Origin of the sequence: Streptomyces sp. F001 (genome assembly GCF_004187715.1) — a bacterium.
In the GTDB taxonomy this organism is placed as follows: Bacteria; Actinomycetota; Actinomycetes; order Streptomycetales; family Streptomycetaceae; genus Streptomyces; species Streptomyces flavusporus.
The window spans coordinates 42,312-62,499 of record NZ_QZWF01000017.1; the positions used below are offsets into that span (position 1 = coordinate 42,312).

The following is a 20,188-nucleotide window of genomic DNA, read 5'->3' on the forward strand; positions in this document are numbered from 1 at the left end:
ACTAGACCAACGGAGGCGTCGACGGTATACAAGGGGATCACGGAACGTGCGGGGAACCTCGCGCGTGCAGCCGTGCCACGATGTGAGCCGTGACCGACGGACGTCCGTCGTGTCGTACAGGAGCCGGGAAGGCGGAGCATGAGCACTGACGTCAGCAGTGCGGAGAACGAGAACGGGGCGCCCGTCCGTACGGCGCGCGTGCCCAAGTACTACCGCCTGAAGAAGCACCTGCTCGACATGACGGAGACACTGCCGCCCGGCACGCCGGTCCCGCCCGAGCGCACCCTGGCCGCGGAGTTCGACACCTCCCGCACCACAGTGCGGCAGGCGCTGCAGGAGCTGGTGGTCGAGGGCCGGCTGGAGCGCATCCAGGGCAAGGGCACGTTCGTCGCCAAGCCGAAGGTGTCCCAGGCGCTGCAACTCACCTCGTACACCGAGGACATGCGCGCGCAGGGCCTGGAGCCGACCTCACAGCTGCTGGACATCGGCTACATCACCGCGGACGACACCCTCGCCGGCCTCCTCGACATCTCCCCCGGCGGACGCGTGCTGCGCATCGAGCGGCTGCGCATGGCCAACGGCGAGCCGATGGCCATCGAGACGACCCACCTGAGCGCGAAGCGCTTTCCGGCGCTGCGCCGCAGCCTCGTCAAGTACACGTCCCTCTACACCGCCCTCGCCGAGGTGTACGACGTCCATCTCGCGGAGGCCGAGGAGACCATCGAGACGTCGCTGGCGACTCCGCGGGAGGCGGGACTGCTCGGCACCGACGTGGGGCTGCCCATGCTGATGCTGTCCCGGCACTCGCTGGACCGGGACGGGAAGCCGGTGGAGTGGGTGCGGTCGGTGTATCGCGGCGACCGCTACAAGTTCGTGGCGAGGTTGAAGCGTCCACAGGAGTAGCGCTCAGGGTGTAGCGCAGATCACATTCCTGCCCTACGGTCCTCCCGTCATCGCATACGTCGGGAGGACCGCCCGTGCGCACAGCGAATGCCCGAACCATCGTCATCTGGACCCTCGTTGCACTGGTCGGCGCCTCCGGCTGGACCGTGCTCGCGCTCTCGCGCGGGGAGGAGGTCTCGGCGGCGTGGATGGTCGCCGCCGCCCTCGGCACGTACGCGATCGCCTACCGCTTCTACGCCAAGTTCATCGCGTACAAGGTCCTCAAGGTCGACAAGACCCGCGCCACCCCGGCCGAACGCCTCGACAACGGCATCGACTTCCACCCCACCGACCGCCGTGTCCTGCTCGGCCACCACTTCGCGGCGATCGCCGGCGCCGGCCCGCTCGTCGGCCCCGTGCTCGCCGCGCAGATGGGATATCTCCCCGGCACGATCTGGATCATCGTCGGCGTCATCTTCGCGGGCGCGGTGCAGGACATGGTGGTGCTGTTCTTCTCCACCCGGCGCGACGGACGGTCGCTGGGCCAGATGGCACGCGAGGAAATCGGGCCGTTCGGCGGCGCGGCCGCACTGCTCGCCGCGTTCGCCATCATGATCATCCTGCTCGGGGTGCTGGCGCTGGTCGTCGTCAACGCCCTCGCGGCCTCCCCGTGGGGCACCTTCTCCATCGCGATGACCATCCCGATCGCGCTGCTGATGGGCTTCTACCTGCGGGTCCTCAGGCCGGGCCGAGTCGCCGAGGTCTCCCTCATCGGCGTCGCGCTGCTGCTGCTCGCACTGGTCGCGGGCCGCTGGGTCGCCGAGTCCTCCTGGGCCGACACCTTCACCCTCGCCCCTTCCACGCTGGTGATCTGGCTGGTGGCGTACGGCTTCATCGCCTCGATCCTGCCGGTGTGGATGCTGCTCGCACCCCGCGACTATCTGTCCACCTTCATGAAGATCGGCACGATCGTGCTGCTCGCCCTCGGTGTCGTCATGGCGCTGCCGACGCTGAAGATGGACGCGGTCACCGACTTCGCCTCGCGCGGCGACGGCCCGGTCTTCGCGGGCTCGCTCTTCCCGTTCGTCTTCATCACCATCGCCTGCGGTGCGCTCTCCGGCTTCCACTCGCTGATCTCCTCCGGTACGACGCCGAAGATGATCCAGAAGGAGACGCAGGTCCGGATGATCGGCTACGGCTCCATGCTGATGGAGTCGTCGGTCGCCGTGATGGCGCTGGTCGCGGCCAGCATCATCGACCCCGGCCTGTACTTCGCGATGAACGCGCCCTCCGGGGTCATCGGCACGACGGTCGAGAACGCCTCGCAGGTGGTGGGCAGTTGGGGCTACCAGATCTCCCCGGCCGACCTCGCCGCAGCCGCGGAGAGCGTCGAGGAGTCGACGCTGCTGTCCCGCACCGGCGGTGCGCCCACCCTCGCCGTCGGTGTCTCGCAGATCTTCTCCGAGGTGACGGGCTCAGGCCTCAAGGCGTTCTGGTATCACTTCGCGATCATGTTCGAGGCGCTGTTCATCCTGACCGCGCTGGACGCCGGCACCCGCGTGGGCCGCTTCATGCTGCAGGACACCCTCGGCAACATCTACCGCCCGTTCAAGAACGTCAGCTGGAAACCGGGCCTGGTCATCACCAGCGCGATCGTCTGCGGTCTGTGGGGCTACTTCCTCTGGGTGGGCGTCCACGAACCGCTCGGCGGCATCAACCAGCTGTTCCCGATCTTCGGCATCTCCAACCAGCTGCTGGCGGCGGTCGCCCTCGCCGTCTGCACCACCCTGCTGGTGAAGTCCGGCCGCCTCAAGTGGGCCTGGATCACCGGCATTCCGCTCGCCTGGGACGCGACGGTCACCTTGACCGCCAGCTGGCAGAAGGTGTTCTCCAGTGACCCCAAGGTCGGCTTCTTCAAGCAGCGCCAGGTGTTCCAGGACGCCATCGACCGCGGGGAGATCCTGCCGCCGGCCAAGACCATGGACGACATGCACACCGTCGTCACCAACTCCACGGTGGACGGCGTCCTGTCCGCCGTACTCGCCCTCCTGATCGTCGTCGTGATCGTGGACGCGACCCGGGTCTGCGTCCGGCACATCCGGCGCCCCGCGCTGTCCACGCTCAGCGAGGCGCCGTACGTGGAGTCGAAGATCGTCGCGCCGGCCGGGCTGTTCCCCACCCGGGAGGAGAAGGAGGAGGAGCGCCATGCGGCCCTCGGCACTGCTGCGCCGCGTGATTAGCGGGGTGCACTGGTACGTGCGGGAGCTGACTGACGAGTCGGCCTACGACCGCTATGTCGCGCACATCCGCAAGGACCGTCCGGGGGCGGAGGTACCGTCCCGACGGGAGTTCGAGCGAATGCGGACAGACCAGCAGGAAAAGGACCCACGGCAAGGCTTCCGATGCTGCTGAGTACCGATATGTGAACGGGGGGTTCCGGATGTGCGACACCGTGACCTAGATTGCCTGCGCATTACCCAGGTGATCAGTGAGGGGACGGAGTCCACCAGATGTCGCAAGCCCCAGAAGTGAACAGAGCGGCGGTGGTGACGCCGGTGCGCGTCGTCATCGCCCTCTGCCTCATAGCGCCCTTTGTGGCGATGCTGTGGGTCGGTTCGTACGCCAAGACCGACCCGGCCTTCATCGGCATCCCGTTCTTCTACTGGTACCAGATGGCCTGGGTGATCATCTCCACGGTTCTGACGATGATCGCGTACCAGCTGTGGCAGCGTGACCAGCGCGCCCGCAAGTCCGAGAGGGGTGCCGGGTCATGAAGGACGGCGTGAACGGCGTCGCACTCGCCGTCTTCATCCTCTTCTTCGTCGCCGTGACGGTCATGGGCTTCCTGGCCTCGCGCTGGCGCAGGGCGGAGAACGAGCACAGCCTCGACGAATGGGGTCTGGGCGGCCGGTCGTTCGGCACCTGGATCACCTGGTTCCTGCTCGGCGGTGACCTCTACACCGCCTATACGTTCGTGGCGGTCCCGGCGGCGATCTACGCGGCGGGCGCGGCCGGCTTCTTCGCCGTGCCCTACACGATCCTCATCTACCCGATGATGTTCGTCTTCCTGCCGCGGCTGTGGTCGGTCTCGCACAAGCACGGGTACGTCACCACCTCGGACTTCGTCCGCGGCCGCTTCGGCTCCAAGAGCCTGTCGCTGGCGGTGGCGGTGACCGGCATCCTCGCCACGATGCCGTACATCGCGCTCCAGCTGGTCGGCATCCAGGCCGTGCTGGACGTCCTGGGCGTCGGCGGCGGCGAGAACACGCACTGGTTCATCAAGGACCTGCCGCTGCTGATCGCCTTCGGTGTGCTGGCCGCCTACACGTACTCGTCGGGTCTGCGCGCGCCGGCCCTGATCGCGTTCGTGAAGGACACGCTGATCTACCTCGTCATCGCCGTCGCGATCATCTACATCCCGATCAAGCTGGGCGGCTTCGACGACATCTTCGCCGCGGCGAGCGACAAGTACACGGAAGCGGGCGCGGGCGGGCTCGTCCCGGCCGGCGGCTCGCAGTGGACGTACGCCACCCTGGCGCTGGGCTCGGCGCTCGCGCTGTTCATGTACCCGCACAGCGTGACGGCCGTGCTGTCCAGCCGCAGCCGGGACGTCATCCGCCGCAACTCCACGATCCTGCCGCTGTACTCGCTGATGCTCGGCCTGCTCGGCCTGCTCGGTTTCATGGCGATCGCGGCCGGCATCAAGGTGGAGAACGGCCAGCTGGCGATCCCCCAGCTCTTCGAGAACATGTTCCCGGACTGGTTCACGGGTGTCGCCTTCGCGGCGATCGGCATCGGCGCGCTGGTGCCGGCGGCGATCATGTCGATCGCGGCGGCCAACCTCTTCACCCGGAACATCTACAAGGACTTCCTGAAGCCGGACGCCACGCCCGCACAGGAGACCAAGGTCTCCAAGCTGGTGTCCCTGCTGGTAAAGGTGGGCGCGCTGATCTTCGTCCTCGGCATGGACAAGACGGTCGCGATCAACTTCCAGCTCCTGGGCGGCATCTGGATCCTGCAGACCTTCCCGGCCCTGGTCGGCGGTCTGTTCACCCGCTGGTTCCACCGCTGGGCGCTGCTCGCCGGCTGGGCGGTCGGCATGATCTACGGCACGGTCGCCGCGTACGGTGTGGCCTCGCCGACGCAGAAGCACTTCGGCGGCTCGTCTGCGGAGATCCCGGGGATCGGGGAGATCGGGTACATCGGCCTGACGGCGTTCGTCCTGAACCTGGTCGTGACGGTGGTCCTCACCTTCGCCCTGAAGGCGGCGAAGGCCCCCGAGGGCGTGGACGAGACCAGCCCGGAGGACTACACGGGTGAGGCGGGCGACCCGGGGGTGAAGGTGGAGCTGCCGCCGGCAACTGCCGGCTCCGCTCACTGACCACACGAAACCCCCAGCGGGCCGCCGAGAGCAAGAAACTCGGCGGCCCGCTGTCTACCCCTCCGGCACACTCGCCTTCATGGACATCACGATCCGGCAGGCAGTGCCCGACGAGTACGAGCTCATCGGCGAGATCACCGCCCAGGCCTACCTCCAGGACGGCCTCCTCGACTTCGGCGAGAGCGACGAGTACCTCGTCGAACTGAAAGACGTGGCCAAGCGAGCCGCCGCAGACGTCCTGGTCGCCGTGGCGGACGGGCACGTCCTGGGCGGCGTGACCTTCGTACCGTCCGGCGGTCCCATGGCCGACATCGCGGGCCCCGGCGAAGCCGAGATACGCATGCTGGCCGTGGCCCAGGAGGCGCGAGGCCGCGGCGCCGGCGAGGCCCTCGTCCGCACCTGCACAGCCCGTGCACGGGCCACCGACGGCTGCACCCGCATCGTCCTGTCGACCCAGCGCACCATGCACACCGCCCACCGGATCTACGAACGCCTGGGCTTCGTCCGTACACCAGAGCGGGACTGGAATCCGGTCCCGCACCTCGACGACATCACTCTCCTCACCTACCAGTTGACGCTCTGAAACCAGCGGGACACAACATCTGGTGGTGCTCCGCGAACCCGGCACAAGATGTATGCTCATGCTCGCTGTCGCCGCAGGGGAATCCGGTGCGAATCCGGAACTGTCCCGCAACGGTGTACTCGTACACGTATGCCCGCATGCCGTCGTACGAGAGTCAGTCCGAGGACCTGCCGACAGTGCGCCCGGCCATCCGGCCCGGGTGCCATGACGTCCGGGCCTCGTGGAATGGGCCGGTGGACGCGACGCCGTGTGCGCTCGTGAGCTGCCCCCTGCCCTCCGCAAGGCCCTGTGCCGAGCGAGGGAGAGCCCCACGTGACCATCGCGCCAGCCGAACCGGCCTCAGCGACTCCGGCGGAGACCGACGGTCCCGGAGCCGCACTGCTGCGGACCCTGACCGAGCTGACCGCCGACCTCCCCGACGCCGACCCCGGACGGGTCGCCGCCGCCGCGCTGCGCGGCCGGTCCTCCCGGGCGGACGACACGGAGCTGCGCGAGCTGGCCACCGAGGCGGCCGCCGGCCTCATCTCCGAGGACCCCGCCTACTCCCGGCTGGCCGCCCGCCTGCTGACGATCAGCATCGCCGCCGAGGCCGCCTCCCAGGGCGTCACGTCCTTCACCGAGTCCGTCGCCGTAGGACACCGCGAGGGCCTGATCGCCGACCGCACCGCCGAGTTCGTGCGCATCCACGCCGACCGCCTCGACGCCCTCGTCGACCCCGAAGCCGACGACCGCTTCGGCTACTTCGGCCTGCGCACCCTGCACAGCCGCTATCTCCTCCGGCATCCCCACACGCGCAAGGTCGTCGAGACGCCCCAGCACTTCCTGCTGCGCGTCGCCGCCGGCCTCGCCGAGGACGACACGATCCGCTCCGTGGACGAAGTCGCCGCGCTCTACCGGCTCATGAGCCGCCTCGACTACCTCCCGTCCTCCCCCACGCTCTTCAACTCCGGTACGCGACACCCCCAGATGTCGTCCTGCTACCTCCTCGACTCCCCCAATGACGAGCTGGACTCCATCTACGACCGCTACCACCAGGTCGCCCGCCTCTCCAAGCACGCCGGCGGCATCGGCATCGCGTACTCCCGCATCCGCTCCCGCGGCTCCCTGATCCGCGGCACGAACGGCCACTCCAACGGCATCGTCCCGTTCCTGAAGACCCTCGACGCCTCGGTCGCCGCGGTGAACCAGGGCGGGCGGCGCAAGGGCGCGGCGGCGGTCTACCTGGAGACCTGGCACTCCGACATCGAGGAGTTCCTGGAGCTGCGTGACAACACCGGCGAGGACGCCCGGCGCACCCACAACCTCAACCTCGCGCACTGGATCCCGGACGAGTTCATGCGCCGGGTCGACGCCGACGAGCAGTGGTCGCTGTTCTCGCCGTCCGACGTGCCCGAGCTGGTCGACCTGTGGGGCGAGGAGTTCGACGCGGCGTACCGCAGGGCGGAGGCAGCAGGACTCGCCAAGAAGACCATCCCGGCCCGTGACCTCTACGGCCGGATGATGCGCACCCTCGCGCAGACCGGCAACGGCTGGATGACCTTCAAGGACGCCGCCAACCGCACCGCCAACCAGACCGCCGAGCCGGGTCACGTGGTCCACTCCTCCAACCTCTGCACGGAGATCCTGGAGGTCACCGACGACGGGGAGACGGCGGTCTGCAACCTGGGTTCGGTCAACCTGGGCGCCTTCGCCGACCCGGCGACCGGCGGCATCGACTGGGAGCGGCTGGACGCCACCGTCCGTACCGCCGTCACCTTCCTCGACCGCGTCGTGGACATCAACTTCTACCCGACCGAGCAGGCGGGCCGGTCCAACGCCAAGTGGCGTCCGGTCGGCCTCGGCGCGATGGGCCTGCAGGACGTCTTCTTCAAGCTGCGCCTGCCCTTCGACTCACCCGAGGCCAAGGCCCTCTCCACCCGCATCGCCGAGCGCATCATGCTCGCCGCGTACGAGGCCTCCGCCGACCTGGCCGAGCAGGGCGGCCCGCTGCCGGCCTGGCAGAAGACCCGTACCGCGAAGGGTGTTCTGCACCCCGACCACTACGGCGTCGAGCCGGCCTGGCCGGAGCGCTGGGCGGCGCTGCGGGCGCGTATCGCCGAAACGGGCCTGCGCAACTCCCTGCTCCTGGCCATCGCGCCCACCGCCACGATCGCCTCGATCGCCGGTGTGTACGAATGCATCGAGCCGCAGGTGTCGAACCTCTTCAAGCGCGAGACGCTGTCCGGCGAGTTCCTCCAGGTCAACTCGTATCTGGTGCAGGACCTCAAGGACCTCGGCGTCTGGGACGCCCGCACCCGTGAGGCGCTGCGCGAGGCGAACGGCTCGGTACAGGACTTCGCCTGGATCCCCGAGGACGTACGGCGGCTCTACCGCACGGCGTGGGAGATCCCGCAGCGCGGCCTGATCGACATGGCGGCCGCCCGCACGCCGTTCCTGGACCAGTCCCAGTCGCTGAACCTGTTCATGGAGACGCCGACCATCGGCAAACTCTCCTCGATGTACGCGTACGCCTGGAAGCAGGGCCTGAAGACGACGTACTACCTCCGCTCCCGCCCGGCGACCCGCATCGCCCGCGCAGCGGGGGCCACCGCCCCTGTACAGCAGCCGGCCCCCGACGAGGCGGTCGCCTGCTCCCTGGAAAACCCCGAGTCCTGCGAGGCCTGTCAGTGATGCCCACCCGCCACCCGACCACCACCCCAGGAGGACGGCGCTTCGCGCCGACAGCAATGATCCGTAATCAGAACCTCCTCGACCCGGGCTTCGAGCTGACCCTGCGCCCCATGCGCTACCCGGACTTCTACGAGCGCTACCGGGACGCCATCAAGAACACCTGGACCGTGGAGGAGGTCGACCTCCATTCGGATGTGTCGGATCTCGCCGAACTGTCACAGGGTGAGCAGCACCTGATCGGCCGTCTGGTCGCCTTCTTCGCGACGGGCGACTCGATCGTGGCCAACAACCTGGTGCTGACGCTCTACAAGCACATCAACTCCCCCGAGGCCCGGCTGTACCTGAGCCGTCAGCTCTTCGAGGAGGCCGTCCACGTCCAGTTCTACCTGACGCTGCTGGACACCTACCTCCCCGACCCGGAGGACCGCGCGGCGGCCTTCGCTGCGGTCGAGAACATCCCCTCCATCCGCGAGAAGGCCGAGTTCTGCTTCAAGTGGATGGACTCGGTGGAGTCGATCGACCGCCTGGAGACACAGGCCGACCGCCGCCGCTTCCTGCTCAACCTCATCTGCTTCGCCGCATGCATCGAGGGCCTGTTCTTCTACGGCGCCTTCGCCTACGTCTACTGGTTCCGCAGCCGGGGCCTGCTGCACGGCCTGGCCACCGGCACCAACTGGGTGTTCCGTGACGAGACGATGCACATGAGCTTCGCCTTCGACGTCGTGGACACCGTCCGCAAGGAGGAGCCGGAGCTGTTCGACGACGCACTCCAGCAGCAGGTCACCGACATGCTGCTGGAGGCCGTCGAGGCCGAGCTGCAGTTCGCGCGCGACCTGTGCGGTGACGGCCTCCCGGGCATGAACACCGACTCGATGCGGCAGTACCTGGAGTGCGTCGCCGACCAGCGCCTCACGCGCCTCGGCTTCGCCCCGGTGTACGGCTCCGAGAACCCCTTCTCCTTCATGGAGCTCCAGGGGGTTCAGGAGCTCACCAACTTCTTCGAGCGGCGTCCCTCGGCGTACCAGGTGGCGGTGGAGGGCACCGTGGACCTGGACGAGGACTTCTGATCCTCCTTCTCCCTGTGGTGGTCCTGGGCCTCCCTGAGCTCTCGGTCGACGCGCCGGTCGTGCGCGATGCCGATCAGCGCGGGGAGGACCATGATCGCGAAGAGCGCGAGAACGGCCAGCATTCCGATCAGGGCTTCGATCTGGTTCGTGTTCATGAACACCACTGTCACGCCGGATACTCCTTACCAACAGTGGCAGGTCTGCCGTAGACCCTCGAATTACTGCCACCCCTGAGGCACACTGGGAGGCATGCTGCAGAACGTGGCCGCCGTCCTCGTCGACGGCGTGAACCCCTTCGAACTCGGCGTCATCTGCGAGGTCTTCGGCATCGACCGCAGCGACGACGGACTGCCCGTGTACGACTTCGCGGTCGCCTCGGCCGAGGGGCCGGTGCTGCGCTCCAACGCCGGCTTCTCGATGCAGGTCGAGCACGGGCCGGAGCGTCTGGAGACGGCCGACCTGATCGCCGTACCGGCCGGTGCGTGCTACGAGTCCAGGAGCTTCCCTCCCGAGCTGCTCGACGCCCTGAGCCGGGCCGTGGACCGGGGTGCGCGGGTGCTGAGCGTGTGCTCCGGCGTCTTCGTACTGGGCGCCGCGGGGCTGCTGGACGGGCGGCGCTGTGCCGTGCACTGGCGGCACGCGGCCGAGCTGTCCCGGCAGTATCCGCGGGCGATCGTCGAACCGGACGTGCTCTACGTCGACGAGGACCCGGTGATCACCTCGGCCGGCACCGCCGCCGGCATCGACGCCTGTCTGCACATCGTGCGCAAGGAGCAGGGGCCGGAGGTCGCCAACCGGATCGCCCGGCGGATGGTCGTGCCGCCGCACCGCGACGGGGGCCAGGCCCAGTACATCGAGCGGCCGCTGCCCGCCTCCGAGTGCGACACGGTCGCCGAGGTGCTGGTGTGGATGGAGCGCAACCTCGACCAGGAGGTGACCGTCGAGCAGCTCGCCGCCCGCGCCCTGATGTCCCCGCGCACCTTCGCCCGCCGCTTCCAGCAGGAGACGGGGACGACTCCGTACCGCTGGATCCTGCGCCAACGGGTGCTGCTGGCCCAGCGGTTGCTGGAGGCGACGGACGAGACGGTGGACGCGATCGCGGGCCGCACGGGGTTCGGGACCGCGGCCGCGCTGCGCCATCAGTTCGTACGGGCGCTGGGAACGACCCCGAACGCCTACCGGCGCACGTTCAGGGGGCCTGAGGCCGCCTGAACGCGCGCCCGGCCGTCACCTCGGTACCGGCCTGAGCAGCAACTGGTGCGGGCGCAGCGTGATGCCCACCCGGGTCGTGTCGTTGGACCCGGCCACCTGCTCGAAGCGGTACCTGGTCGCCACCGCCGCCGTGATCAGCGACAGCTGGGCCATCGAGAAGTGGTCGCTCGGGCACTTGCGGTTGCCCACGCTGAACGGGCTCATGGCGTATTTCGGCACGTCCTTGACGCGTTCCGGAAGCCACCGGTCGGGGTCGAACTTCAGGTTGTCCGCATACGAACGCGGATCGCGCTGGATCGCATACGGGCTGTAGATGATGTCCGCACCGGCCGGAATGCGATAGCCGCCGAGTTCCGTGTCGGTGACGGCGCGCCGCGTCAGTATCCATACGGCCGGACGCAAACGCATCGCCTCGACGACGACATTGTTCGTGTGCGTGAGCCGCCGGACGTCCTCGAATGCGACGGGCCGCCCGCCGGTCACGGATTCAACTTCGTCCCGGACCTTGTCCGCGTGTTCCGGATGCTCGGCGAGCACCTGGAGCAGCCACATGATCGTGGATGCCACCGTTTCGCTTCCGGGGGTGAGTATCGCGACGACCTGGTCGTGGATCTCCTGTTCCCCGATGGGGTCGCCATTGTCATCCTTCGCCTCCAGCAACGCCGTCAGCAAATCGTCCGGCTTTTGACCGGATGCCCGGCGCTCGGCCACGATCTCGTCGACCAGGAGATGCAAATCGGCCAGCGCCCGGTTGAATTCCCGGTTGGCAGGGAGCGGCAGTTTGTACAGCGGTCCGAGCGGCATGACCATGCGCTGGTACATACCGCGGAACACGGTGGCGAGCGCGACGCACAGCCGCTCGGCCCGCTCGTCCATGTACTCGCCGCGCAGCAGGCACCGGGCCGCGATGCGCACGGCGACCCGGAAGGACTCGGAGGTGCAGTCGATGGTCTCGCCGGGCTTCCAGCGCTCGGTCAGCGCATGCGCCTCCTCCTCCATGATCGGCCCGTACGCCGGGATGGCGTCGAGCCGGAAGGCGGGCTGGATGGTGCGCCGCTGGCGCCGGTGGGTGGGCCCGTTGGCGGTGGCCACGCCCTCCTTGCCGAGCAGGCCTTCCAGGGACTCCCACAGCGGGCCGTCGATCTTGTAGTCGGGGCTCAGCGCCAGGGCCCCGGTGAGGGCCGGGGTGGTGACGGCGTACACCGTCTTCGGGCCGAGCTTCAGCCGGACGACGTCGCCGTCGTCGCGCAGCCGGGACATGAAGGCCAGCGGGTCGCGGACCAGCTTCCAGCCGTGGCCGAGGAGCGGGACACCGCCGCCCGCGAGGGGCGGTTCGCGCAGTTCCGACGCGTGGGCCGGGGCGTCGGGCTTCACAGACTCGACGGTCATTTCTCACCTGCCGCTTCGTTGTTGACGTACGGGGGCGTGGACCGGTCGTCCCAGCTGTCGACCATGTAACGGCCGGATTCGTGGTGGAACCAGTAGACGGAACTGAACCAGTTCCGCATATTCGTGAGGCAGGCGCGCACGGCAATGCTCAGTTCCTTGCCGTGCAGCGTTCCGTCGTCGAGGCCGTCGGCGAACCACATGGCCTCCCGTTCGGCGGTGAGGAATTCGGTGATGCATTCCTCGACCCGCCGCCGCACTTCCACCACTGCCTCTTCCAGTGTCAGCCCCTCATGAGTGACGAGGCTGATTCCGAGATTGTGGACCTCATCGCCCGCGATTTCCTTGGGCAGCGAACAGAGGTCGTTGTACCAGGCGGCGAATTCCTGACTCAGCAGCGCCGCCCTCCGAAATGCCGGATGTTTCCGCACGCCGTCCGGGAGTTCCTGTCCGGCGCTCGGCTCCAGCAGGTCGGTCCAGATCCAGTGCGCGAACGTGAGCCGGCGCAGCGCGAGATATTCCTCGACCGTGGGCACGATTCCCTCGGTGCGGTTGCGGAATTCCCGGTCGTACGCCTCGATCACCTCGTGGAAGTGCCGGGCGAACCGCTCGTTCCAGGTGCGGGGCAGGAACGAGTACAGCCGCAGCACACTGTCCGCGAGCCCCGCGACCACGGGATCCTCGTGGTGCAGATGGTTCCGGGGAGAATCGAGCGCCTCGTGCAAGCGGCCGCGCAGCCGGCGCCAGGCCGCCGGCCGGCGGTGGACGATGTCACGGTCGTGGCGGTCGTCCCAGACGAAGAACCACGCGCTGTAGTCCGCTATCGCCTGGAGCACCTCGTCCGGGGCACCCAGGTAGTACCCCGCCATGAGATCGGTGTAGCACAGGCCGTCGGCATATTCCTCAACCTTGTCCGCCGGCATGAGCCGTTTTTCCAGGAGCCAGGTGCGGGTCTTCTCTTGGAGCCTGGGCCAATACGGGTGCAATTGCCTGGGAAACGCTGCCTCGATCATCGGGAGAGACAGCGACGGTGGGATGGCGATCGCTGTTGCGGTCGATGTGGTGCTGTGTGAGAAAGCAGGCACGAACAAACCCCTCTCAGCCGCCAGTTGGGCACGCCCCTCCCGCTGTGCCGGGCGTGCGCCGTTGCATATCCCCGCACTTCCATTCAGCACTACAACTGACCGTTCTGGGAACGGATTTGCTTCATTCACTACCCCACAGTGCCGAGATCCTCCTCTCTCCTGACTGATTCTGGATCACCGGCAGACCGTATGCGCTCGAACGTGCGACGGACAGACGAACGGCGCCTGATCGGGGAGGGAACCCTGATCAGACGCCGTGCGCAGGAGAGTCGTGAGGTCGGTCAGCCGTTCGCGACCACGGGATAGCGAGGCTCGTTCTCGGCCATCTGCCGCAGCGCGTCCTTGCGTTCACGCTTGGAGAGCCGGTCGATGTAGAGGTATCCGTACAGGTGGTCCGTCTCGTGCTGCAGACACCGAGCGAAGTAGCCGGTGCCGCGTACCTTGATCGGGTTGCCCCGCTCGTCCTGCCCGGTCACCTCGGCGTAGTCCGGCCGCGCGAGCGGCGCGTAAGCGGTGGGCACCGACAGACAGCCCTCGTTGCTGTCGTCCAGCCGGCGCTTTTCGGCGGGCAGCTCCACCAGCTCGGGGTTGCACACGACGCCGACGTGCCGGACGCCCGCGTCGTCCTGGCAGTCGTAGACGAAGACCTTCAGATCGACGCCGATCTGGTTGGCGGCGAGGCCCACGCCCTCGGCGGTGCGCTGGCTGGCGAACATGTCGTCGACCAGCTTCAGCAGTTCGTCGTCGAAGGTGGTGACGTCCTTGCACTCCTTGTGCAGGACCGGGTTGCCCACGACCGTGATGGGGCGCGAGGTGCCGCGCGCGCGGTATGCCTGCTCGCGCTCCTCGCAGTCCTCCGTGTCGATGACGAAGCCCTCGTCGTCCACGGGGAGCACGCCCGCGTGCTGCTGATCGGTGTCCTGCTGCGCCATGACCGACGTACGCCTTCCTGCAAAAACTGGGGTGTGATGCTGATACAGGGTACGGGGAGCGCCCCGTCAGGGGCGCGGGCAGTGTCAATATGCGGCTCCGCCGCGATGGGGGTCCCCCCCGCTCATGGGGGTCCCCCCGCGCGAGCGAAGCCGAGCGTGGGGGAGAAGCCGAGAGTGGGGGAGCGACCAGCCACAACGGACCGCAGCGGGACTCAGTCCTCAGCAGACCTCTTCCAGATCCCGCCAGTCCCGAGAGTCAGGCGAGTCAGCAACCCACCCGTCCAGCAACCCCCGTACCAGCGAAGCCGGCGCAGCCACCCCGCACTCGCGCTCGGGCACCCACAGCTGCCCGTCCGTGCGATGGCCGAGCGGCCCCGGATGACCGGGCTCGCTGTGATCGTGCGGATCCAGGTGCTCCCCGTCCCCCTCGTCCGCCGGCATCCGCGACTCCGAGCACAGCCGGCACAGCAGCCGCACGGACGACGACCAGTCCTCCGCGGCGAACCCGGCGTCGGCCGCCAGCTGCTCCAGGGCGTCCCGGTCGGCCTCGGTGTCGGCCTCCAGGAGGACCACCCAGGTCGGCACCGGCGAGGGCGCCCACAGCTCGATCTCGTCGAAGACCGGATAGGAGTGCCCCGCGGCTGTCGTCCGCTCTCCGTGCGGCACGCCGTCGTGCAGTACGACCTCGCCCCAGCGCCGCCCGGAGGACGGCAGTGGAATGGACTGCACCTCGATCCGCGCGGGATCCAGCCGCTTCCCCCACACCACCTCGGCCTCGCCCTCCGGCGACAGCCGTACGGCCGCGCTGCCGAGGTCCATGCCGACGGGCTCGCCGGACGCCGTGGCACCGCCGGGCACATGCAGCCCGTAGGCCTGCCAGGCGCGCCGGGCCAGCGGCCAGTCCTGCAAGGCGGTGGCGGCGATGCCGACGTTCCACCAGTCGGGTGCGCCGGTCTCCCGGTCGAGCAGGGCCACGGCCCTGAGGCCCGCCGCCCTGGCCTGCTCCCAGTCGTGCCGGAACTTGTGCAGCAGGGCGAGGTTGAACCAGGACTCCGACAGCCAGGGCTCCAGGTCGGCGGCCCGGGTCAGCAGCGCGCCCGCGTCCTCGTACCGGCCGTCCCCGATCAGCGTGAACGCGCGGTCGGTGGCCTGCCGCCAGGAGGCGGAGGGCCGGTGCCGTCCCTTGCCGAAGATCCTCACGATTCCCGCCTGCCAGTTCCGTTCGGTGGGCTGGCCTGTGCCCCCGGACACCCTTCCCTTCGCATCCAACCACGTGCGGCTGGAAGGACGCTCATTACCCATGGGTTACCCAGCCACAGGGAGGGTCAGACCATCCCGCCCGTCGCCCGCCACCACCCTGCCTGAGGCTCCCCCGGGGCTAAACACCCGGGGGGACCTCCATCGCGCCGCCCCTTTGGTTCCACAGCACCCGGGCCAGCGCCTCGACGACGTCGGGAGCGTAGTCCCCGGCGGTCCCCAGCCGCAGCTCCTCCAGCGCCGTCAGGGGTCCGCCGGGCCCGGCGTCGCGCACCTTCTCCTCGTACGCGTTCACGGCCCGTACGATCCGGGCGGCGACCGGCTGCTCCGGGTAGGGATCGGCCTGCCGCTCCACGACGACCGCGACCGAGGGGTCGACCCCGGTCTGCCGTACCACGGCCCCGCCCAGCAGCGCGATCCGCCGCTGCTCGGCAGCGGGCAGCGCGGCCGTGGCCCCGGCCGGCACCGGATCGACCAGGCTGAGCTGCCCGATGTCGTGCATGAGGGCCGCGTACTCGAGCACGGTGAGCTCGGGCTCGCTCAGCCCCAGGTCCCGCCCGACGGCCCGGCTGAGCGCGGCCACCCTGCGAGCATGCCCGGCCGGCGTGTACCCCGCTATCTCGGTGGCCCGGGCGAGGGAGGCGATGGTCTGCCGGTAGGTGGTCCGCACGGCCGCGTACCGCCGCAGGGACACTTGCGCAAGCAGCAGCGGCAGACAGAACACGGGCAGCGCCCACAGCCCGACGACGGCGACCGCGAGCGCCATCACCGCCCCGGTCGCGCACACGGCCGACCCGATGCCGGGCATGGCCCGCAGCTCGTCCCGCAGCAGCGGCCCGAACGGCCACCCGGTCCGGGAGTGCGCCAGTGCCGCGGCGAGCATGGCGTCGCACAGCACGCTCACCGTGAGCAGGGCGATCAGCAGCAGCGCGTAGGCGGGCCCGCTCCAGTCCCCGAACAGCCCCTGCTGGTACAGGGGTTGGAAACACAGGGCGGCGAACCCCACGGTGAGTACCCGCCGGGCCAGATGATCGACCACGGGCCCCCGCCCGCGCGCGATGTGCGGCACGCATCCGGCCAGTGAGGCGGCGAGCACGACACTGACGACCTGGGCGACGCCGTGTGCGGTGGGGTTCCCGGCGTCCTCGCCGAGCAGGGCGTACGACAGCGCTCCCGCGGCCCCGAGTGGCGCCGCCTCCCTGACCTGCGGCCCCGTCCATCGGGCCAGCTCCCCGACGGTGACGAGCACCCCGAAGGCAAGGGCGACACCGCGCTCTTCGAGGCCGGTCCAGAGGGTGAGAAGAAGGCAGGCGCAGGCGAGGAGGGCTGCGGAGGCGTGGATGAGGGTGAGGAGGAAGCGCGGACGGGGAGAGGTCAACGGTGCGCCCCTGTCCGACTGGAAACAGGCGGAGCGGATGGGTGAACGCGACGGGACTGCACGCCGTCAGCCGTTACCGCCGGGTGCCACCCACACCGCTCGATCCCTCGCACCAACGCCGCAACCATCCGAGGATCGAACTGCGTTCCCGCACACCGCTCGAGTTCCTCCAGCGCGGCCGCAACAGGCCGCCCCCGCCGATAGGACCGCGTGGACGTCATCGCATCAAACGCATCCGCCACGGCAACCACCCGAGCGGACTCAGGAATCTGGCTCCCCGTGAGCCCGTACGGATACCCGCTCCCGTCCAACCGCTCGTGATGGTGCAGTACGGCCGCCCGGGCCTCTCCCAGAAACGAGATCCCCCGCACTATCTCGTGCCCGTACTCGGGATGCAGCTCGATCACCTGCCGCTCCTCGGGCGTCAACGGCCCGTCCTTGCGCAGCAGCCGCGTGGAAACCCCCAGCTTCCCCACGTCGTGCAGAATCCCGGCGAACCTCAGGACCTCCACCCGCTCGTCGTCCATGCCCAGTTCGCGCGCGATCATCATCGAGGCCTGCCCGACACGCTCGCTGTGCCCGCGCGTGTACTCGTCCTTGATGTCGACGGCCTGCACCAGCGCACGGATCGTCGCCTGGTGGGCCCCCCGCTCCCGGTGGTACTGCGCGAACGCCCACCAGGACACGCACATGGGCAGCAGGACGAGCAGGGAGGCGGGCGGCCCGTACGGGCTGCGCCACAGCACGGCCATCATCAGTCCGGCGAGGCCGTGCACCGCGAGCGGCGCCAGTGACCGGAGGAAGAGCCCCCGCCAGGCGGCCCGCACGGGCACATGCTCGGCGAGCGCGAGAATCCCCCCGTCCAGCACGGTCAGCACCAGGCAGAACGCCAGCACGGCGGCCCCTGCCGGCACCAGGGCGTAGGGGAAGTCGGGCGCCACCACGGCGTCCCGCCCGCCGAGCGCACCATGGACACGGGCGGCGGTCCACACCGCGAGGGCGAGCTGGGCGGCCCGCCAGATCCGCCGCAGCCCCGCAGGACGCCGCTCCACCGGCGACAGCAGCGCCCCCGGCAGGGCGACGAGCGCGGCGGCGGCCGGCGGCAGCAGAAACGCCCCGGCGAGCAGGACGGGGTGGAAGGCGCCGGCGATGCGTCTGCGGGCGAGCCGCTCACCACCGGCGTACAGAACGGCCAGCAGGGTCGTCGCCCACCACGACGCACGTACCGTCGGCAGCGGCAGCAGGCAGACCAGGGCACCCAGGGCGACGCAGGCGACGTACACACGTGCGCGCGCCGGAACCGTCTCCATGACGACGCCCCTCCCCCGGTCCCCCGACCGTGCCTGTCCAGGCTCCGGAGCTTAGGGCGGTGAGGGGGAGGGCGCGGCCGACGGACGGCCGATTAGCACGTTCGGGTGACGGGACCCCATAGCGGGATCCCGTAGTGGAATCCCGTCCCTGAGTTTCAGGATTCCTGCGGGGTCGCCTGGGGCGTGGCCGTCACGTCGTGCTCGGGCACGGTCTGCCCGGAGCGGATCAGATCGATCCGCCCCATGACCTTGGCCCGCAGGTCGGTGGGCACGTCGTCATGCCCGCAGCACCGCTTGACCAGCTTCTTCACGGCCTGCTCCAGGCCGTACTTCTCCAGGCACGGCGAGCATTCCTCGAAGTGGTGCTGGATCTTCTCGCGATCGATGTCCGGCATCTCACTGTCGAGGAACTCGTACAGATGGTCCAGGACTTCACTGCAGTCCGTCTCGTGCGGCTCTCCGCAGCTCATGAGCCCGAGCCTTTCGCTTCGTTCGACTCTCCGGCGCCCGCCGGGACCAGCCCCCGCTCACGGGCGTAGTCCTCGAGCATGCCGCGCAGTTGACGGCGGCCCCGGTGCAGCCGGGACATCACCGTACCGATGGGTGTCCCCATGATGTCCGCGATCTCCTTGTACGCAAAGCCCTCTACGTCCGCGAGATAGACGGCGATGCGGAATTCCTCGGGGATCGCCTGCAACGCTTCCTTCACGTCCGAGTCGGGCAGGTGGTCGAGCGCCTGCGACTCCGCGGAGCGCAAGCCCGTCGACATGTGCGACTCGGCACGGGCGAGCTGCCAGTCCTCGATCTCCTCGGCCGCGCTGCGCTGGGGTTCGCGCTGCTTCTTGCGGTACGAGTTGATGAAGGTGTTGGTCAGGATCCGGTACAGCCACGCCTTCAGGTTGGTGCCCTCGCGGAACTGGTGGAAGGACGCGTACGCCTTGGCGTACGTCTCCTGCACCAGGTCCTCGGCGTCGGCCGGGTTGCGCGTCATACGCAGCGCGGCCGAGTACATCTGGTCGAGGAATTCGAGCGCGTCCCGCTCGAAGCGCGCACTGCGCTGAGCGGTCGACTCCGTGCTCGAGTCCGCGCTGATGCCCTGGCCCTCGGGCAGCTCCGCCTGACCGTTGTCGGCCCCTGCGTCGGTACCGGTGACCGGACCCACCTCCTCAAGATTCCGGGCGAGACCGAATGCGGTCCCACCAGAATCGGAGGATAGACGACGATCCGCACCCGCCGCCGCTCGAAAAGGAGCGGCCTTGGCCGCGTGCAGCACCGTCCAGTCCAGGTCAGTGCGGCTGCTGCGGCTCGGGCAGTAGATCGAACCCATGCGGCGGACTTCCTCTCCTACGACGTCGGTGCTGGTCATCAGCACTTCTGTCCGCCTCAACAGTGGTCGGGGCCCCGACATTCCCGAAGCTTTACCCGAGTGACCCGGTCCACTGCACCACCGCGTCCGTGAGGACCCCCAGAGCCTGCTCCTGCGTGATCTCCGCCCGCTTCGGCACGGCGAAGCCATGATCGCCGTACGGCACCTCGACCAGCTCGTGGGAACCCTCGGGGAACTCCGCGGGCTTGCCCCACGGGTCGTTCCCGCCCTGGACGACGAGGGTCGGCACCCCGGCCCCGAGCAGCTCCTCGGCGCGGGACTTCTCCGGCTTGCCCGGCGGGTGGAGCGGGAAGGCGAGGGCGAGGACCGCCGCCGCCCCGAGCTCCGTCGCCGTACGGCAGGCGACCCGGGCGCCCGCGCTGCGCCCGCCCGCGACGACCGGCAGTCCGGGCTTGGCCAGGGCCGGCCAGATCCCGCGCCAGCCCGCGTCCAGCGTCTTCGGCGCGGGGGCCATCTTCTTCCCGGCGACCCGCCAGGGCTGCTCGACGCGGGCGACGCTCACCCCGTGCCCGGGCAGCACGTCCGCGACCGCCTCGAGGTCGCGTGCCTCGATGCCACCGCCGGCGCCGTGGCCGAGGGCCAGAACGAGCCTGGCCCCCCGCGCCTTGTGCCAGGTGATGCGGGCGGTACCGGCGTCCGTCTCGATGATCTCGCTCAC

General features: G+C 69.2%; 19 protein-coding genes and 1 riboswitch. Of the genes, 9 read left to right on the forward strand and 10 right to left on the reverse strand.

All coding sequences use genetic code 11. The features are described from left to right. Positions 1–138 precede the first annotated feature (138 nt). The 8 genes from StrepF001_RS35140 to StrepF001_RS35175 all read left to right on the forward strand — a co-directional run bounded on the left by StrepF001_RS35140 (position 139) and on the right by StrepF001_RS35175 (position 9,583). Positions 139–903, forward strand: coding sequence for a GntR family transcriptional regulator (locus StrepF001_RS35140; RefSeq protein ID WP_129802225.1), 765 nt, complete (start codon positions 139–141; stop codon positions 901–903). Between the two features lie 74 nt (positions 904–977). After that, positions 978–3,122 carry a carbon starvation CstA family protein gene (locus StrepF001_RS35145; RefSeq protein WP_129802226.1) on the forward strand — a complete coding sequence of 715 codons (2,145 nt, stop codon included), beginning with the start codon at positions 978–980 and terminating at the stop codon, positions 3,120–3,122. Beyond that, entirely contained in the window at positions 3,088–3,294 is a 207-nt protein-coding gene (locus StrepF001_RS35150; RefSeq protein ID WP_129802227.1) for a YbdD/YjiX family protein, read from the forward strand. Before StrepF001_RS35145 ends, StrepF001_RS35150 begins: the two co-directional genes overlap by 35 nt. A 98-nt stretch (positions 3,295–3,392) precedes the next feature. Next, the gene (locus tag StrepF001_RS35155) at positions 3,393–3,656 is read left to right on the forward strand and encodes a DUF3311 domain-containing protein (protein WP_129802228.1); all 264 of its coding nucleotides are present in this window, start codon (positions 3,393–3,395) and stop codon (positions 3,654–3,656) included. Continuing rightward, positions 3,653–5,263, forward strand: coding sequence for a sodium:solute symporter family protein (locus StrepF001_RS35160; protein ID WP_129802229.1), 1,611 nt, complete (start codon positions 3,653–3,655; stop codon positions 5,261–5,263). The genes StrepF001_RS35155 and StrepF001_RS35160 overlap by 4 nt, the downstream gene beginning before the upstream one ends. Positions 5,264–5,342: 79 nt before the next feature. After that, a complete protein-coding gene (locus StrepF001_RS35165; RefSeq protein ID WP_129802230.1) occupies positions 5,343–5,846 on the forward strand; it encodes a GNAT family N-acetyltransferase in 504 nt (167 codons plus the stop codon). Between the two features lie 22 nt (positions 5,847–5,868). Further along, positions 5,869–6,036: riboswitch (cobalamin riboswitch) on the forward strand. Between the two features lie 122 nt (positions 6,037–6,158). Continuing rightward, complete coding sequence (locus StrepF001_RS35170) at positions 6,159–8,516, forward strand: ribonucleoside-diphosphate reductase subunit alpha (protein WP_129802231.1); 2,358 nt, start codon at positions 6,159–6,161, stop codon at positions 8,514–8,516. A 56-nt stretch (positions 8,517–8,572) separates the two neighbouring features. After that, positions 8,573–9,583, forward strand: a complete 1,011-nt coding sequence (locus StrepF001_RS35175; protein WP_129802232.1) for a ribonucleotide-diphosphate reductase subunit beta — start codon at positions 8,573–8,575, stop codon at positions 9,581–9,583. Here StrepF001_RS35175 and StrepF001_RS35180 read toward each other — a convergent pair. Then, a complete protein-coding gene (locus StrepF001_RS35180) occupies positions 9,496–9,753 on the reverse strand; it encodes a hypothetical protein (RefSeq protein WP_346656981.1) in 258 nt (85 codons plus the stop codon). The genes StrepF001_RS35175 and StrepF001_RS35180 overlap by 88 nt on opposite strands. Before the next feature lie 79 nt (positions 9,754–9,832). On the opposite strand from StrepF001_RS35180, the gene StrepF001_RS35185 reads away from it, so the two are divergent. After that, positions 9,833–10,795: a helix-turn-helix domain-containing protein gene (locus StrepF001_RS35185; RefSeq protein ID WP_129802233.1), complete on the forward strand. Its 963-nt coding sequence runs from the start codon at positions 9,833–9,835 to the stop codon at positions 10,793–10,795. A 15-nt stretch (positions 10,796–10,810) separates the two neighbouring features. Here StrepF001_RS35185 and StrepF001_RS35190 read toward each other — a convergent pair whose 3' ends face one another. The 9 genes from StrepF001_RS35190 to StrepF001_RS35230 all read right to left on the reverse strand — a co-directional run bounded on the left by StrepF001_RS35190 (position 10,811) and on the right by StrepF001_RS35230 (position 20,188). Next, positions 10,811–12,184, reverse strand: a complete 1,374-nt coding sequence (locus StrepF001_RS35190) for a cytochrome P450 (protein ID WP_129802234.1) — start codon at positions 12,182–12,184, stop codon at positions 10,811–10,813. Then, positions 12,181–13,266 carry an epi-isozizaene synthase gene (gene cyc1 / locus StrepF001_RS35195; RefSeq protein ID WP_129802286.1) on the reverse strand — a complete coding sequence of 362 codons (1,086 nt, stop codon included), beginning with the start codon at positions 13,264–13,266 and terminating at the stop codon, positions 12,181–12,183. Before cyc1 ends, StrepF001_RS35190 begins: the two co-directional genes overlap by 4 nt. Before the next feature lie 281 nt (positions 13,267–13,547). Continuing rightward, the gene (gene def, locus StrepF001_RS35200; RefSeq protein WP_129802235.1) at positions 13,548–14,198 is read right to left on the reverse strand and encodes a peptide deformylase; all 651 of its coding nucleotides are present in this window, start codon (positions 14,196–14,198) and stop codon (positions 13,548–13,550) included. Positions 14,199–14,417: 219 nt separating this feature from the next. Next, the gene (locus tag StrepF001_RS35205; RefSeq protein ID WP_129802236.1) at positions 14,418–15,398 is read right to left on the reverse strand and encodes a hypothetical protein; all 981 of its coding nucleotides are present in this window, start codon (positions 15,396–15,398) and stop codon (positions 14,418–14,420) included. Between the two features lie 178 nt (positions 15,399–15,576). Then, on the reverse strand, positions 15,577–16,833 hold the full coding sequence (locus StrepF001_RS35210; RefSeq protein ID WP_206307032.1) for an HD domain-containing protein: 1,257 nt from the start codon (positions 16,831–16,833) through the stop codon (positions 15,577–15,579). Further along, positions 16,830–18,143 carry an HD-GYP domain-containing protein gene (locus StrepF001_RS35215; RefSeq protein ID WP_129802238.1) on the reverse strand — a complete coding sequence of 438 codons (1,314 nt, stop codon included), beginning with the start codon at positions 18,141–18,143 and terminating at the stop codon, positions 16,830–16,832. The genes StrepF001_RS35210 and StrepF001_RS35215 overlap by 4 nt, the downstream gene beginning before the upstream one ends. A 155-nt stretch (positions 18,144–18,298) precedes the next feature. Next, positions 18,299–18,613: a mycothiol system anti-sigma-R factor gene (gene rsrA / locus StrepF001_RS35220; protein ID WP_129802239.1), complete on the reverse strand. Its 315-nt coding sequence runs from the start codon at positions 18,611–18,613 to the stop codon at positions 18,299–18,301. Then, the gene (locus StrepF001_RS35225) at positions 18,610–19,305 is read right to left on the reverse strand and encodes a sigma-70 family RNA polymerase sigma factor (protein WP_206307036.1); all 696 of its coding nucleotides are present in this window, start codon (positions 19,303–19,305) and stop codon (positions 18,610–18,612) included. The genes rsrA and StrepF001_RS35225 overlap by 4 nt, the downstream gene beginning before the upstream one ends. A 256-nt stretch (positions 19,306–19,561) precedes the next feature. Further along, a complete protein-coding gene (locus tag StrepF001_RS35230) occupies positions 19,562–20,188 on the reverse strand; it encodes an alpha/beta family hydrolase (RefSeq protein WP_129802240.1) in 627 nt (208 codons plus the stop codon).